Here is a 13,580-nt window from a genome sequence, read left to right as displayed (position 1 = left end):
CCTCGATTCGGACGCAAGGTGTGGGCGGGCCCAACTCTACGCCCAAGACTCTCAGCCGCCAAATGCGGCCTCAATCAGGCCGAAGCATTGCGTTTTGCCAGCTTCCTCTCCCAGTTGAGAGCGGTTTCCACGATAAAATCAAGGTTCTCATACTGGGGCTTCCAGCCCAGGATTTCCCGCACGCGGCTTGCACCCGCAACGATCGCCGCCGGATCGCCCTCGCGCCTGGGCCCCACCTTGACGGGGAGGGCCGCGCCATTCACCCGTTCGACAGCCTTCAGAACCTCAAGCACGGAATAGCCCTTGCCATAGCCGCAGTTGAAAATTCCACTCTCCCCGCCGCGCCGCAAATGCGACAGCGCATCGACATGGGCGGCGATCAAATCGCTCACGTGAATGTAATCCCGGAGGCATGTGCCGTCAGGTGTGAGGTAATCCGTGCCAAACACTTCGATCTGCTCGCGCTGGCCAAGGGCCGTCTGGCAGGCGACCTTGATCAGATGCGTGGCGCGCGGGGTGGATTGGCCGATCCGGCCCTTGGGATCAGCACCCGCCACGTTGAAATAGCGCAACGCCACATATTGCATTCCATAAGCGGCATGGGAGTCCCGCAGCATCCATTCCGTCATCAGCTTCGAGGCGCCATAGGGCGAGATGGGGGCTGGTGCTGCATCCTCGAAAATGGGCTGCGCCAGCGGATTGCCGTAAACCGCGGCGGTGGAGGAGAAGATGAAGCGCGGGATTTTGGCCTTCACCGCGCAAGCCATGAGCATGCGCGATTTGACCGTGTTGTTGAGATAATATCCGAGCGGATCGTGCACCGAATCCGGCACCACGATGGAACCCGCGAAATGGACAACCGCATCGAATTGGTGCTCGCGCATCACCCGGTCAAGCAGCGCTTCATCCCCGATGTCGCCTTCGATCAGCTTCGCTTCCGGCATCACGGACCACCATGCGCCGGTGGAGAGATTGTCGAGAACCACAACCTGTTCGCCAAGCTCCGTCAGCGCCAGCACCATGTGGCTGCCGATATAACCAGCGCCGCCCGTTACAAGAATGGTCATTGATATCTCCCCTTGGTAGAGTGTAGCGAAGTTTTTGGAACTGCCCAATCGAAAGCTGACTTACTGCGGGCAGTCATTCGAGGTCAAAAGAGGTTTTCATGGTCCGTCCGATCAAAACTGCCGTGTTCCCCGTCGCGGGGCTCGGCACGCGCTTTCTGCCCGCCACCAAGGCAATGCCCAAGGAGATGCTCACCGTCGTCGACCGGCCGGTGATCCAGCTCGCGGTGGATGAGGCGCGGGAAGCGGGAATCGAGCATTTCATCTTCGTGACGGGCCGCAACAAGGCGGTGATCGAGGATCATTTCGACAAGGCCTTCGAGCTTGAGGCGACGTTGTCCGCCCGCGGCAAGACGTCCGAATTGAATGCGCTGACCAAGGACCGGCCGCAAGCCGGCCAGGCGAGCTTCACCCGCCAGCAGGAGCCGCTGGGCCTGGGCCACGCCGTGTGGTGCGCCCGCCAGATCGTCAAGGACGAGCCCTTCGCGCTCCTCCTCCCCGACATGGCGATGCATGCGAGCCCCGGCTGCCTGAAGCAGATGATGGATGTCTATGAAAGTCACGGGGGCGGAAACGTCATCGCGGTCGAAGAGGTTCCGTGGGACCAGGTCAGCCGCTATGGCGTGGTGGGCGCCAAGGACTGGCAGGGCAATGCCTTCACCGTGACCGGCATGGTGGAAAAGCCCAAGCGCCGCGAGGATGCGCCCTCAAACCTGATCATTTCCGGCCGCTATATTCTCCAGCCGGAGATTTTCCCCGAGATCGAAGCCCAGGAACCGGGCGCGGGTGGCGAAATCCAGATCACCGACGCCATGATCCGTCTGATGGCCCGCCAGCCCTTCCACGGCCTCAAATATCGCGGCACGACCTATGACTGCGGCGACAAGGTGGGCTTCCTCGCCGCCAATGTGGCCTTCGCGCTGGACCGGGAGGATGTAGGCCCAGGCTTCCGGGAGGCCCTGAAGAAGATCCTGGAGGGCAAGGGCGGGCTTTAGATTCTTCACTTTTGCGCAGCGGGCCCAAAGGCGCTAGAAGGCGGCATGCCGAACCGTACCCTCCTCCATCCCGTTCCGCTTGGCGCCCAATGGCGCGCCTCCGCCCGCCGTGCCCTGGTGATCGAGACCGACGGCATGCAGCAGCTGATTGCCGCACTCGATGGCCCGCTGGGTGATGGCCTGGCCCAATCGGTTGAGGCGATCCGCCGGGCCAAGGGCCGCGTGGTGCTGACCGGCATGGGCAAGAGCGGCCACATTGCGCGGAAGATTGCCGCAACGCTGGCCTCCACCGGAACGCCCGCAAGCTTCGTCCACCCGGCGGAGGCAAGCCACGGCGACTTAGGCATGATCACGCCGGATGACGTGATCATCATGATCTCGAATTCGGGCGAATCGCCGGAGCTTCGGGACATTCTCACCTATTCGCGGCGCTTTGCCGTGCCGCTGATCGCCATCACTTCGGTGCCGGACTCGACGCTTGGCAGCGAGGCCGACATCGTGCTGCCACTGCCGCGCGCCAAGGAGGCCTGCCCCAACGGCCTGGCGCCCACTACGTCAACCCTCCTGCAATTGGCGCTGGGCGATGCGCTGGCCATGGCGCTGCTCGAGGACAAGGGCTTCAGCGCGCATGACTTCCGCAAGTTTCACCCCGGCGGAAAACTGGGCGCGCAGCTGAAACATGTGCGCGACATCATGCACCGCCAGGACGAGCTGCCGCTCGGGACCGAGGCAACCCCCATGGCCGACGTGCTGATCGTGATGACGCGGAAAAGCTACGGCTGCTTCGGCGTCACCGATGCGGGCGGCAGGCTGATCGGCATCGTGACCGATGGCGACCTCCGCCGCAACATGTCGCCCGATCTTCTGAACCAGACGGCGGGTGCCGTGATGACCAAGGCACCCAAGACCATCTCCCCAGACGCACTGGCCTCCGAAGCACTCGAACAGCTGAACGCGCTCAAGATCACCAGCCTCTTCGCCATCGATCAGGATGAGCAGCCCGTGGGCCTGATCCACATCCACGACCTGCTGCGCATCGGGTTGATTTGAGGCTGGCGGCCAAACCGACCTCATCCCGCACCTGACTTTTCCTCTCCTCCCAATGGGGGAGAGGAATAACAATAGAAAATATTCTTATTCAATCGCCCATCTTAAACCGGTGCCACCACCAGGTTCATGTCCTTGACGGCGGTGACCGTCACCTTGGCACCCGCGGGAAGGTCCGGGCCTTCGATTTCCCACACGGTGTCTTCGATCGTCAGCTTGCCGCGGCCATCGGTGATCGGCTGCTTCAGGGTGAAGCTGCGGCCCACATAACCGAGCTGGCGGCGGTTGAGAAACGGGTTGTCCTGCGGCACCATGGCGGGGCCCTTGTAGATGCGCCGTCCGGCGATGACGGAGACGACCGACAGCGCCGCAAACATCAGGAGCTCCGCCGGCCACGGCAGGTTCTGCACATTGTCGGCAATACCCGTGAGCGCTGCGGCAATGCCGAGCCAGAGGAAGAACACCCCGGGCGAGAGGAGTTCGAGCAGCAGCAGAATGCCCGCCGCCACGAACCACACCCAGGGACCGAGAATGGGAAAGAGCTGCTCCATGCCTTCAGCTGCCAGAGCCGGTGTTGGGCACGCTGCCGCGCGCGCCGGATCGGGAGGCTGCCTGAGTGCCGAAGGCTTCCTTGGCGATTTCAGCGATGCCTGAAATCGAACCGATGAAGGAGGAGGCTTCAACCGGCATCATCAGCACCTTCTGGTTCGGAGCGGAGGCAAGGCTTTCCAACGCCTTGATGTAATTATTGGCGACGAAGTAGTTGATCGCCTGCGCGCCGCCCGCGCCGATCGAACGTGACACCACTTCAGTGGCCCTGGCCTCGGCTTCGGCTGAGCGCTCGCGCGCCTCGGCATCACGGAAGGCGGCTTCCTTGCGGCCCTCGGCTTCCAGCACCACGGATTGCTTCTCGCCTTCCGCCCGCAGAATGGCCGCGGCGCGCAGGCCTTCGGCTTCGAGGATGGCGGCGCGCTTGTCACGCTCGGCCTTCATCTGGCGGGCCATGGATTCCACGAGATCGCGCGGCGGTGCGATGTCCTTGATCTCGATCCGGTTCATCTTGACGCCCCAGGGCTGCGTTGCCTGGTCCACCACATTGAGCAGGCGGTGGTTGATCTCGTCACGCTGGGAGAGAAGGCTGTCGAGATCGAGCGAGCCCATCACCGTGCGGATATTGGTCATCACCAGATTGATGACGGCATTCTCCAAATCCTTCACCTCATAGGCGGCACGCGCTGCATCGACGATCTGGAAGAAGGTGACGCCATCCACCTTCACCATGGCGTTGTCACGCGTGATGACTTCCTGCGAGGGAATATCCAGCACCTGCTCCATCATGTTCTGCTTGGCGCCGACACGGTCGATGAAGGGAATGATGACGCCGAGGCCCGGCTGCAGCGTGTCGATATATTTGCCGAAGCGCTCGATCGTATAATTATAGCCTTGCGGCACCATGCAGATGGCCCGCAGCAGGTAGAACAACACCACCGCGACCAGGATGATGACAAAAATTCCCACGCCTTGCAGCATCGACTTGCCCCCGAAATGGCCGGACGTCCGGCCGCCTCAAGATGGCGTGGGATATGCGCAACTGCAAGTGGCTAGGCCCAGCCCTGAAGTTCGTTGCGCACCAGGCGTTCCAGCATGGTGACGGAGGGTTCGGAATCATTCAGGCAGGGCACGACGGAGAAGTCTTCGCCGCCCGCTTCTGAAAACGTTTCCTTGAGACCGATTGCCACTTCCTCCAGCGTTTCCACGCAATCCGAGGCAAAGCCCGGCGTAATCATCAGCAGCTTTTTGACACCCTTGGCGGGGAGGCCCTCGACCGTCTGCTGGGCATAGGGCTGCAGCCATTCCGCCTTGCCGAAGCGCGACTGGAAAACCACCTGAAGCTTTTCACGCGGCAGCTTCAGGCGCTCGCCCAGAAGCCTGGCCGTTTTCATGCAATGGCAGTGATAGGGATCGCCCGCCATGAAGTAATCCTTGGGCAACCCGTGGAAGGAGGCGAGGATGAGATCGGGCTCCCAGCCCAGCGTCGCAAGATGCTGCTCCAAAGACTGGGCCAGCGCCTCGATATGGGCGGGATTGTCGAAATAGGGCGGCACCGTGCGGATGGCGGGCTGCCAGCGCATGGTTTTCAGCGCGTCATAAGCCTTGTCGAGCGCCGTCGCGGTGGTCGACGCGCTGTATTGCGGATAGAGCGGGAACAGGAGAATGCGGTCGCAGCCTTGTGCCTTCAGCGCCTCGATACGCTCGGCGGTGGGTGGCAGGCCATAGCGCATGCCCCAGTCGACGATGACCTGCGGCAGATCGCCAAGCCGCGAGGCCAGCTTTTCCGCCTGCGAGCGGGTGATGGTCTTGAGCGGCGATTCATTCCGCTCCTTGTTCCAGATCTGCTCATAGGCGTGGCCGCTCTTCTTGGGGCGGGTCGAGAGGATGATGCCATTGAGCAGCACCCACCACAGCACGGGATTGACCTCGATCACCCGCCGGTCGGACAGGAATTCCTTTAGGTAACGCCGCATCGGCCGGTAGGAGGTGCCCTCGGGCGTGCCGAGGTTGATCAGCAACACGCCGATCTTCCCGACCTTGAACGGGGGATGCCCGGGTGGAAGTACATTCATGAAACGTGAAACCGCCTTTGCTGGCATTGCCCTACCCCACCGTTAACGGCTTGAAAATGCCAAAAGATCATATTGCCCTGAAATTGGTGAGTGGCCGGAGTTGTGAGTTCCATGCGGCAGCGGCCGGAGATGTTGTCCGGAAAACTTTCCATTGTGGCGGGGCTGGCTGCGGGGACGGCATTTGTCGCCCTTTTGGCGGCCACGGCGGCGGTTTATCTGGCCGTGGATGCCCTGGGCGCCCTGCTGATCGGCGCCTTTCTGCTGGCCAGCATGGCGCTTGGCGCCTCAGGATGGCTCTACCACCTGCGTACCATACCAGCGGAATACGAAATGCCGCGCGAGGTGGCACCCGGTCCTGCCGCAGCACCGGCACAGGGATTCCTGCGCCTGCTCGAAGCCGTGTCAGCGGAGATCAAGAGTTCAGCCAGCACCATCAAGGGCTTTACCGGCCTGCTGGAGACCGCAACCGAGGCCAAAGCTGCCGCCGATGCCCACCGCTACCTGCAGAATGCCAGCGGCGAACTGTGCAGCTTTGCAGCGCAGTTTCACGATTACGTGCGTTTCGAGCGGGGCCGGCTCCGCCTGACCGATCAGCAGGTTGACGCTGGAGAGCTTGTGGAAACCGCCTTGGCCCTCTGCCGCGAGACGGTGGAAGCCGCTGACACGGTGATCGTGGCGACGCTGGCCGAAGGCGTGGAAATCACCTGCGACGCGGAGCGCCTGCGCCAGGCGATCACCAGCCTGGCCCTGTGGGTGGTGAACAGTGCGGCCGCAGGAGGCCTCATCGAGATTGGCATTTTCAGGTTGGGTGACGGGGGGCTCTCCCTCGAATGCCGCTGCAAGGCCCTCAAGCCCATTCACCCGCAGAACGCGACGGCGATCTTCGAGCCGCAACCTGCGGTCAATGGCCTCAGGGCCTTCGCCCTTCCCATTGCCAGGCGCGTGGCGCTGCTTCATTCTGGAGACGTAACGGCGGCGTGCGCCAACGGCAGCGTCACCGCCTACCTCACCTTGCCGCCCCAGCGCGTGGCCTGGCCCTCGGCAGAGACGTCCTCCGCCCGCGCTGCCTGAAGGAAGCCTTTTCGCCATGGCCGTTTCAACTCCCGTTCCGCCGTTCAAGGGTGCTGTCCGCGCTGCAAGCCCGGTAGGGTTCGATGCCGCGATCTTCGGAGCACCACACGGCACACCCTATCCGGAAATCGACAATTCCATTCACCGCGGCGCGCCTGACGCCTTCCGCAAGGCTCTCGAGGTCGATGCCGAATGGCTGGACCATTGGGATTTCGATTTGGGCGGCCCGCTGCTCCAGCACCAACAATCGATTTGCGACCTCGGCAACCTCAAGACCAGGCCCAAGGACGGCAAGCACAATCGTGCCCTGATCGAGAAGACGACGCGCGGCATTCTCGCCACCGGTGCCGTGCCCATCATGTTCGGCGGCGATGACTCGGTGCCGATCCCCTTCATCGCGGCCTTTTCCGAGCAGCCTGCAATCGTCATCCTGCAGATCGATGCCCATATCGACTGGCGGGAGGAACGCTATGGCGAGCCCTTTGGCTTTTCCTCCACCATGCGGCGGGCCTCCGAGCATGACCATGTCTGGCGCATCGTGCAGGCCGGTGCACGCGGCATTGGCAGCGCCCGCGAGCAGGAAGTGCGAGATGCGCAGAAATGGGGCGCGCATATCGTCACCTCGCGCGAGATCCACCACAAGGGCACGGACGAGGTGCTGCGCCACATCCCCGAGGATTGCGACTGCGTGATCTCCTTTGACTGCGATGCACTGGACGCAGCCGAAATGCCCGCCGTCGCCTACGCCACGCCAGGCGGCCTCACCTATACCCAGGTGACGGACCTGATCGCAGGCGTTGCCGCCAAAGCGCGCATCGCCGGCTTCTGCATGGTGGAGTTCGTGCCGTCCAGAGACCGCAGCAAGATCGCCGCCTTCACCGCCGCCCGCATTGCCGCCAACGTCATCGGCCGCATCCGCAGGCGCGAGGATGAGGAAGACTAGGACGGCACGCGTTGATCTGGGATGAGCTCACAACTCGTACCGTCATGCCAGCGCAGGCTGGCATCCCGCTTTGCTTGCCGCGCATGCTGACCGAAAGACGGATCGCATGGGGTGTAAATCTGCCCGTGATCTGACCACGCCGCTTCACAGAAACGGCTTCGTCGCCGGATAGAGGGCGCGGAAAATGGCGTGCTGGCGGTCATACATCGGCTTCAACTCCGTACGGGGTGTCACCTCGGAGGCCACAGGGTTCCAGCTTTCGATGTCTTCAGATTTCACATCACCCAGAGCGAGTGCCGCGAGGAAGGCGTTGCCGTAGGATGCGCCGATGGTTTTCTGCCTTACCAGCTGGGTGATGCCGCCAATGTCCGACGTGGCCTGTGACCAGACGCGGTTGCGGGTGCCGCCGCCCACCGCATAGACATGGCCCGCCGCCGCACCTGCTTCTGTGTAGGTTTCGAACACGTGGCGCGTGCCATGGGCGATCCCTTCCAGCACGGCGCGGAACATGTCGCCCCGGTCATGTGTGAGGTCGAGGCCGAAGAGAACGCCTTTTGCAGCCGTGTCATGAATGGGCGTGCGCTCGCCTGAAAAATAGGGAAGCAGCACGAGGCCCTTGGCCCCCGGGGGTGAGTCTTCCGCTTCGGCGGCAAGCGCGATGACCGCGCTGTCGCGCGGCAGCTCCTTCGCGAAATTGTCCCGGAACCAGTGGGTGAGCGTGCCGCTGGTCGACAGACCCGCCATCGCCCCATGCTGACCAGGAAACAGCCATGGCGCATACCACAGCCTGCCGTCCCGCACGCGCTCCGGCGTGATGAGAATGATGAAGATGGTCGAGCCATACATCAGCATCAAATCGCCTGAATTGAGCACGCCGACGCTCACCGCCTCCGCTGCTGCATCAATCGTGCCGGCGATCACCGGCGTGCCCGCGGCAAGGCCCGTCTGGGCGGCGGCCGCGGGCGTGACGTGGCCGGCGATATCCGTCGTCCACAAAAGTTCCGGCAGTTGCGCCATCGAGATGATGCCGGGGGCAAGCGCATCGCTCCAGCCTTGCTCATCCGCCAGATAGAAGGGGCTGAAATTGCCGGCCGAATAATGATCGATCGTATAACGCCCCGTCAGGCGGTGGACGAGGAAGGAGCTGGAGTTCAGGATCTTGTGGGTCTTCGCGAAAATCTCCGGCCGGTTGCGCTTCAGCCACAGGATCTTGGGGCCGACCGCCTGCGAGGTGAGCGCGTTGCCGCAGCGGTCGAGAACCGTCTCCGCGCCGATTTCGCGCGTCATCTCCTCGATCTCGCGATGGGCCCGCGTGTCTACACCGTAGAGAACGGCGTTCATCAGCGGATTGCCATCGCGATCGACCGGCAGCATGCAGGGGCCGATGCCGCTGGCGCCAACGCCAGCTATTGATGAGGGCGAAATGCCGCTCTCCGCCAGCATCTTGCGGGTGACGTGGACGAAGTCGCCCCACCAGTCCTGCTCCGCATCATGCTCAGCCCAGCCGGGTTCAGGCACCTGCATGCGGTGCGCGCGCGAGGCCTGCGCCACGATCTCTCCCGCAGTGGTGACGATCACTCCCTTCGTTTCGAACGTCCCGATATCAACGCCCAGATAATGCTTCATTCCACGTAATCGTCCCGGTCGAGCGAGAAGCGGGCATCAATGCCGTGGAGTGCTCCCATCAGCAGGCGCGTGAGGCTTTCGAGATCGGCAAGGTCGCACACTTCCAGCGCCGAATGCGTGTAGCGCGCCGGAAAACCCATATCGATCGAGGCCACGCCCTTGCCGACAAGCTGCACATAGGAGGTCTCCGTCAGCGCGCCGATATGCGCCGAACGCTGCAGCGGTATGTTCTCCCGGTCCGCCGTGGCCTGGAACAATTGCACCAGAGCTGGATGCGGAATGCAGCCATTGAGCGTGCCGCGCCCATGGAAGCTGAACATGCTCATCACGGGTCCCGCACCGAGCCTCACGTCTCCGCGGTGGCCCATGTCCGGCGTATCGGTGGCAAGGGCCAGGTCAAGCTGGATGCAGATATCGGGTTTGAGCACCTGTGCCGCCGTCAGGGCGCCACGCAGATTGAACTCCTCCAATACCGAAAAGACGAAATGAATGCTGGGCAGTTTGCGAAGCCCCTGCGTGGCCCGCGCCAGCTCCAGCATGATGGCACAGGCCGCGCGGTCATCAACCGAGGTTCCAGCAAGGCGCCCGCCTGCAAGCTCCACGAATTTCGGCGCATAGACGACGGGCGTTCCCACCTGAATGCCCGCCTTGACCGCCTCATCCCCGTTGCTGAAGCCACAGTCGATATAGAGTTCCTGATAGGGCACCACGCGGTATTTCTCCTCGGGCGTCGTGGCATGGTGGCTCTTGTTGGCGATGATGCCGGAAACTGTGCGGCCATTGCCCAGCGACAGCAGCACCTCCTGTGCGGCCAGTGCCCGCTCCGGCACACCGCCCACGCGCTCTGCCCGGAGAAGGCCCGAAGCCTCGATCTTGCGGATGATGAGACCCAGCTGATCCATATGCGCGATCAGCATGACGGAGGGAAGGCCGGGATCGCCCTCAATCGTGGCGATGAGATTTCCGAGCATGTCGGTTCGGGAGGAAATCCCCATGGCCGCAAGCTCCGCTTTGATATAGCGGCGCACATTGCCTTCGAAGCCGGAAAGGCCCGGGATCATCATCAGGGCCTCTGTCCAGCGTTTGATGCGGTCCTGCATGATCGGGGCGTTCCCTTCCAATTTTTCTGGCGAATTGGTAACGGAAGGTTCGACCCGCCGCAAGCCAAGAGGCCAGATGTGACCGCAGAGAAGACCCGCTTCGCCTACGCAACGAGGCTCAATGGCTTCAAGGCCGACGCCGCGAAGCAGTGGCCGGGCCTGAACCGCATCACCTCGCTGGACCTGATCGAGCGCGCGGCAACCGTGCCTGGCCTCTCCGCGGTCGACTTCAATTTTCCCGACCATCTGGAGGGGACCTCGCCCAAGGAGATCCGCGCCAAGCTGGACAGCCTGGGGATCAGCCTCAATGGCTTTGCCATGCGCTACTATTCAGACCCTGGTTTCAAGAAGGGCGCCCTCTCCCATCCGGACAAGGCGATCCGTGCCAAGGCGCTGGACCTCACCTTGCGCGGGGTCGATGCGCTTTCTGAAGCGGGCGGTGACCTGATGACGCTATGGCTGGGGCAGGACGGCTTCGACTATTCCTTCCAGGCAGATTACCTGCGCCTGTGGGACGAGACGGCGGATGCGCTTCGCATCATCGCCGCGCATAATCCGGCAATTGATATCTCGATCGAATACAAGCCCAATGAACCGCGCGCCTTCAGCCTGCTTCCCGATGTGGGAACGACGCTGCTGATGATCTCTGACGTTAACGCTCGAAACATGGGTGTGACGCTCGATTTCGCCCATGTGCTTTATGCCGACGAAATGCCGGCCTTCGCCGCATCCCTCATCCACCGCCGCAGCCGCCTACTGGGCGTGCATCTGAATGACGGCTATGGCAAGCGTGACGATGGGCTGGTGGCGGGCAGCGTGCATGTGATCCAGACGCTCGAACTGCTCTACACGCTGGAAAAGCTTGGCTACCGCAACGCGATCTATTTCGATACCTTCCCGGATGCCGTGGGGCTCGATCCCGTTGCCGAATGTTCGGCCAATATCTCGGCCGTCGAAGGCATGTGCCGCGTGCTGGACCGCCTGCGTGGCAACGCGGCACTGGAAGCGGCGATTGCGGCGCAGGACGCAGTGACGAGCCAGCGCATCCTGCAGGCAGCGCTTTATGGTGCGGCATGATCGATGTTGCCGTTGTGGGAAGCCTCCACCTCGACATCATGGTGGAGGCGCCGCGGCTTCCCGCCCGTGACGAAACGCTGATAGGCTCCGCCTGGCGCTATAAATGTGGCGGCAAGGGCGGCAATCAGGCGGTGGCCGCCGCAAGCTTCGGCGCACGCACGGCATTTGGTGGCCAGACGGGACAGGATGATTTCGGAGACAGGCTGCGCGCCAATCTGGTGGCGGCAGGTGTCGATATCACCCATGTCGGCATCGACACCTCCGCAGGCAGCGGCATGAGCGTGGCGATCAGCGAGGCTGCAGGCGAATATGGCGCAGTCGTCGTCTCCGGCGCCAATCTGACGATTGATGCCGGTACGATCACCGCAAGTTGGGAGCAGCTCTGGCGCAGCTCCGTGCTGTTGCTGCAGAATGAGATTCCCGAGGCTGTTTCGCAGCGCGCTGCGCAATGTGCCAAGGCCAATGGCGCGCGGATCATTCTCAACGCAGCACCGGCGCGGCAGATGTCCGCTGGATTCCTTGCACTCGTCGACGTGCTTGTCGTCAACCGTGTCGAAGCGGCCATGCTCTCAGGAGAAGACGATCCCGCCGCGGCGCTTGCCGCCCTTCACGCCGCAGGGCGGGACGTGATCCTGACCCGCGGCGGCGACGGGCTGATGGTGATGACGAGGAAGGCTGAGCGCGTGGACATTCCCGCCCTTCCGGTGACACTCGTCTCCAGCCACGGCGCCGGCGACTGCTTCTGCGGCGCACTCGCCGCACGGCTTGCGGCAGGTGATGATCTCATCACATCCTGTCATTTGGCGAATGAGGCTGCTGCGCGGTTTGTGTCGGGGCGGCAAGGGATTTGAGGACTTCAGGAAAGCGCTGCGCCATCTACCGCCCGTCGAAGATCACGCCCATGGTCAAGAGAAAGCACCCGTAAGGCCGGAACTCGGACGTTCGCACCACGCAGAAGCCTTTCTTGGCGGCGTCATAGAAGGCGAAGCGCTCCAGCGCCTCCATGCCGATATCGCGGCCCTCGCTTTGCCGGGCGATCTCATGCACCTCAGCCTGCAATGGCAGCAGCGTGTCAGGCTCCCCCACCACCTGCATGCGGGAAACGGGTGCGGGAATGAAATCATCGAGCGGCATGACGGAGAGGATAGCCCGCGCAGCCTGCGGAATGTCGAGGCCCGGCAACTCGATCAGGCGGCCGGTGCTGGTGTGGCGGGCCACGTCTTGTGCCGGGAAATTGCGGTCCACCAGGACCAGCCGTTCGGCATGGCCCATGGAGGCAAGGCACCAGAGCAGGTCTGGGCTGAGGACTGAGGAAATATTTTTAAGCATCTCAGAACATGAGATGCTTGCGGACCTCCGGCTTGTCAAGATCCTCGGCTGGGCCGCCATGAACGATCTCGCCGCGGTCCATGATATAGACCTGGTCCGCCAGATCGCGGCAGAACTCCAGATATTGTTCGACCAGCAGGATCGCCATTCCGCTCGTTTCCTTCAGATAGCGAATGGCATGGCCGATGTCCTTGATGATCGAGGGCTGGATGCCTTCCGTCGGCTCATCCAGCACCAGAAGCTTTGGGCGGGTGACCAGCGCGCGCCCGATCGCCAGTTGCTGCTGCTGGCCGCCGGACAGGTCTCCCCCGCGCCGGGCCAGCATGTCCTTCAGCACCGGAAACAGGCGCAGCACTTCGGGGTCAATAAAGCGCTGGCCGCGCGGCACGATGGCGAGCCCCGTCTTCAGATTGTCTTCAACGGTGAGCAGCGGAAAGATCTCTCGGCCCTGCGGCACATAGCCCAGCCCCGATTTGACGCGCGCATGAGGCGGCAGGCTGCCGAGCGGCTTGCCGTCAATCGCAATCGTGCCGCTTTTCACGCGCTGCAGACCCATGATGGCGCGGAGCAGGCTGGACTTCCCCACGCCATTGCGGCCCAGCACGCAGGTGATCGAGCCGGGCTTCACCTCGAGCGAAACCCCGCGCAAGGCTTGCGCCGCCCCATAATAGAGATCGAGATTGGTGATGGTGAGATCGATCATG

General features: G+C 62.8%; 14 protein-coding genes. 6 read left to right on the top strand and 8 right to left on the bottom strand.

From position 1 onward, the window contains the following. Positions 1-74: 74 nt before the first annotated feature. On the bottom strand, positions 75-1,067 hold the full coding sequence (gene galE / locus ACO06F_RS16095) for a UDP-glucose 4-epimerase GalE (protein ID WP_421693756.1): 993 nt from the start codon (positions 1,065-1,067) through the stop codon (positions 75-77). Between the two features lie 98 nt (positions 1,068-1,165). Between galE and ACO06F_RS16090 the strand changes: the two genes are divergently transcribed. Both ACO06F_RS16090 and ACO06F_RS16085 read left to right on the top strand, forming a co-directional pair. Continuing rightward, the gene (locus ACO06F_RS16090; protein WP_421693755.1) at positions 1,166-2,059 is read left to right on the top strand and encodes a UTP--glucose-1-phosphate uridylyltransferase; all 894 of its coding nucleotides are present in this window, start codon (positions 1,166-1,168) and stop codon (positions 2,057-2,059) included. A gap of 45 nt (positions 2,060-2,104) precedes the next feature. Further along, positions 2,105-3,109: a KpsF/GutQ family sugar-phosphate isomerase gene (locus ACO06F_RS16085; RefSeq protein WP_421693754.1), complete on the top strand. Its 1,005-nt coding sequence runs from the start codon at positions 2,105-2,107 to the stop codon at positions 3,107-3,109. A 101-nt stretch (positions 3,110-3,210) separates the two neighbouring features. Here ACO06F_RS16085 and ACO06F_RS16080 read toward each other — a convergent pair whose 3' ends face one another. The 3 genes from ACO06F_RS16080 to hemH all read right to left on the bottom strand — a co-directional run bounded on the left by ACO06F_RS16080 (position 3,211) and on the right by hemH (position 5,679). Beyond that, positions 3,211-3,657 carry an NfeD family protein gene (locus ACO06F_RS16080; RefSeq protein ID WP_421693753.1) on the bottom strand — a complete coding sequence of 149 codons (447 nt, stop codon included), beginning with the start codon at positions 3,655-3,657 and terminating at the stop codon, positions 3,211-3,213. Positions 3,658-3,661: 4 nt separating this feature from the next. After that, on the bottom strand, positions 3,662-4,633 hold the full coding sequence (locus ACO06F_RS16075) for an SPFH domain-containing protein (RefSeq protein ID WP_421696702.1): 972 nt from the start codon (positions 4,631-4,633) through the stop codon (positions 3,662-3,664). Positions 4,634-4,707: 74 nt separating this feature from the next. Then, positions 4,708-5,679 (bottom strand): ferrochelatase, encoded by a 972-nt coding sequence (gene hemH / locus ACO06F_RS16070; RefSeq protein ID WP_421693752.1) that lies wholly within the window; start codon positions 5,677-5,679, stop codon positions 4,708-4,710. A gap of 162 nt (positions 5,680-5,841) precedes the next feature. On the opposite strand from hemH, the gene ACO06F_RS16065 reads away from it, so the two are divergent. Beyond that, entirely contained in the window at positions 5,842-6,801 is a 960-nt protein-coding gene (locus tag ACO06F_RS16065; protein WP_421693751.1) for a hypothetical protein, read from the top strand. Between the two features lie 16 nt (positions 6,802-6,817). Continuing rightward, positions 6,818-7,744, top strand: a complete 927-nt coding sequence (locus tag ACO06F_RS16060; protein WP_421693750.1) for an arginase family protein — start codon at positions 6,818-6,820, stop codon at positions 7,742-7,744. A gap of 144 nt (positions 7,745-7,888) precedes the next feature. Here the strand turns inward: ACO06F_RS16060 and ACO06F_RS16055 are convergent, their stop codons facing one another. Further along, positions 7,889-9,370 carry an FGGY-family carbohydrate kinase gene (locus tag ACO06F_RS16055; protein WP_421693749.1) on the bottom strand — a complete coding sequence of 494 codons (1,482 nt, stop codon included), beginning with the start codon at positions 9,368-9,370 and terminating at the stop codon, positions 7,889-7,891. After that, positions 9,367-10,470 carry a M42 family metallopeptidase gene (locus tag ACO06F_RS16050; protein ID WP_421693748.1) on the bottom strand — a complete coding sequence of 368 codons (1,104 nt, stop codon included), beginning with the start codon at positions 10,468-10,470 and terminating at the stop codon, positions 9,367-9,369. Before ACO06F_RS16050 ends, ACO06F_RS16055 begins: the two co-directional genes overlap by 4 nt. Positions 10,471-10,548: 78 nt before the next feature. Between ACO06F_RS16050 and ACO06F_RS16045 the strand changes: the two genes are divergently transcribed. Next, a complete protein-coding gene (locus tag ACO06F_RS16045; protein ID WP_421693747.1) occupies positions 10,549-11,547 on the top strand; it encodes a TIM barrel protein in 999 nt (332 codons plus the stop codon). After that, positions 11,544-12,398, top strand: coding sequence for a PfkB family carbohydrate kinase (locus ACO06F_RS16040; RefSeq protein ID WP_421693746.1), 855 nt, complete (start codon positions 11,544-11,546; stop codon positions 12,396-12,398). The genes ACO06F_RS16045 and ACO06F_RS16040 overlap by 4 nt, the downstream gene beginning before the upstream one ends. A 25-nt stretch (positions 12,399-12,423) precedes the next feature. Here the strand turns inward: ACO06F_RS16040 and ACO06F_RS16035 are convergent, their stop codons facing one another. Together ACO06F_RS16035 and urtE are read right to left on the bottom strand one after the other, a co-directional pair. Continuing rightward, a complete protein-coding gene (locus ACO06F_RS16035) occupies positions 12,424-12,876 on the bottom strand; it encodes an RbsD/FucU family protein (RefSeq protein WP_421693745.1) in 453 nt (150 codons plus the stop codon). 1 nt (position 12,877) lies between these two features. Next, the gene (urtE, locus tag ACO06F_RS16030) at positions 12,878-13,579 is read right to left on the bottom strand and encodes an urea ABC transporter ATP-binding subunit UrtE (protein WP_421693744.1); all 702 of its coding nucleotides are present in this window, start codon (positions 13,577-13,579) and stop codon (positions 12,878-12,880) included. Between the last annotated feature and the right edge of the window lies 1 nt (position 13,580).

The sequence above is a fragment of the Aestuariivirga sp. genome (assembly GCF_965227715.1).
In the GTDB taxonomy this organism is placed as follows: domain Bacteria; phylum Pseudomonadota; class Alphaproteobacteria; order Rhizobiales; family Aestuariivirgaceae; genus Aestuariivirga.
The sequence above is the reverse complement of the archived record's forward strand: the minus strand, read 5'-3'. Positions and strand labels throughout refer to the sequence as shown.

What these genes read in the sequence shown, in the direction of transcription:
- ACO06F_RS16040 (WP_421693746.1), top strand. Translation starts at nt 11,544, where the DNA reads ATGATCGATGTTGCCGTTGTGGGAAGCCTCCACCTCGACATCATGGTG.
- ACO06F_RS16090 (WP_421693755.1), top strand. Translation starts at nt 1,166, where the DNA reads ATGGTCCGTCCGATCAAAACTGCCGTGTTCCCCGTCGCGGGGCTCGGC.
- ACO06F_RS16065 (WP_421693751.1), top strand. Translation starts at nt 5,842, where the DNA reads ATGCGGCAGCGGCCGGAGATGTTGTCCGGAAAACTTTCCATTGTGGCG.
- ACO06F_RS16055 (WP_421693749.1), bottom strand. Translation starts at nt 9,370, where the DNA reads ATGAAGCATTATCTGGGCGTTGATATCGGGACGTTCGAAACGAAGGGA.
- ACO06F_RS16085 (WP_421693754.1), top strand. Translation starts at nt 2,105, where the DNA reads ATGCCGAACCGTACCCTCCTCCATCCCGTTCCGCTTGGCGCCCAATGG.
- ACO06F_RS16080 (WP_421693753.1), bottom strand. Translation starts at nt 3,657, where the DNA reads ATGGAGCAGCTCTTTCCCATTCTCGGTCCCTGGGTGTGGTTCGTGGCG.
- ACO06F_RS16035 (WP_421693745.1), bottom strand. Translation starts at nt 12,876, where the DNA reads ATGCTTAAAAATATTTCCTCAGTCCTCAGCCCAGACCTGCTCTGGTGC.
- ACO06F_RS16060 (WP_421693750.1), top strand. Translation starts at nt 6,818, where the DNA reads ATGGCCGTTTCAACTCCCGTTCCGCCGTTCAAGGGTGCTGTCCGCGCT.
- galE (WP_421693756.1), bottom strand. Translation starts at nt 1,067, where the DNA reads ATGACCATTCTTGTAACGGGCGGCGCTGGTTATATCGGCAGCCACATG.
- urtE (WP_421693744.1), bottom strand. Translation starts at nt 13,579, where the DNA reads ATGATCGATCTCACCATCACCAATCTCGATCTCTATTATGGGGCGGCG.
- ACO06F_RS16050 (WP_421693748.1), bottom strand. Translation starts at nt 10,470, where the DNA reads ATGCAGGACCGCATCAAACGCTGGACAGAGGCCCTGATGATGATCCCG.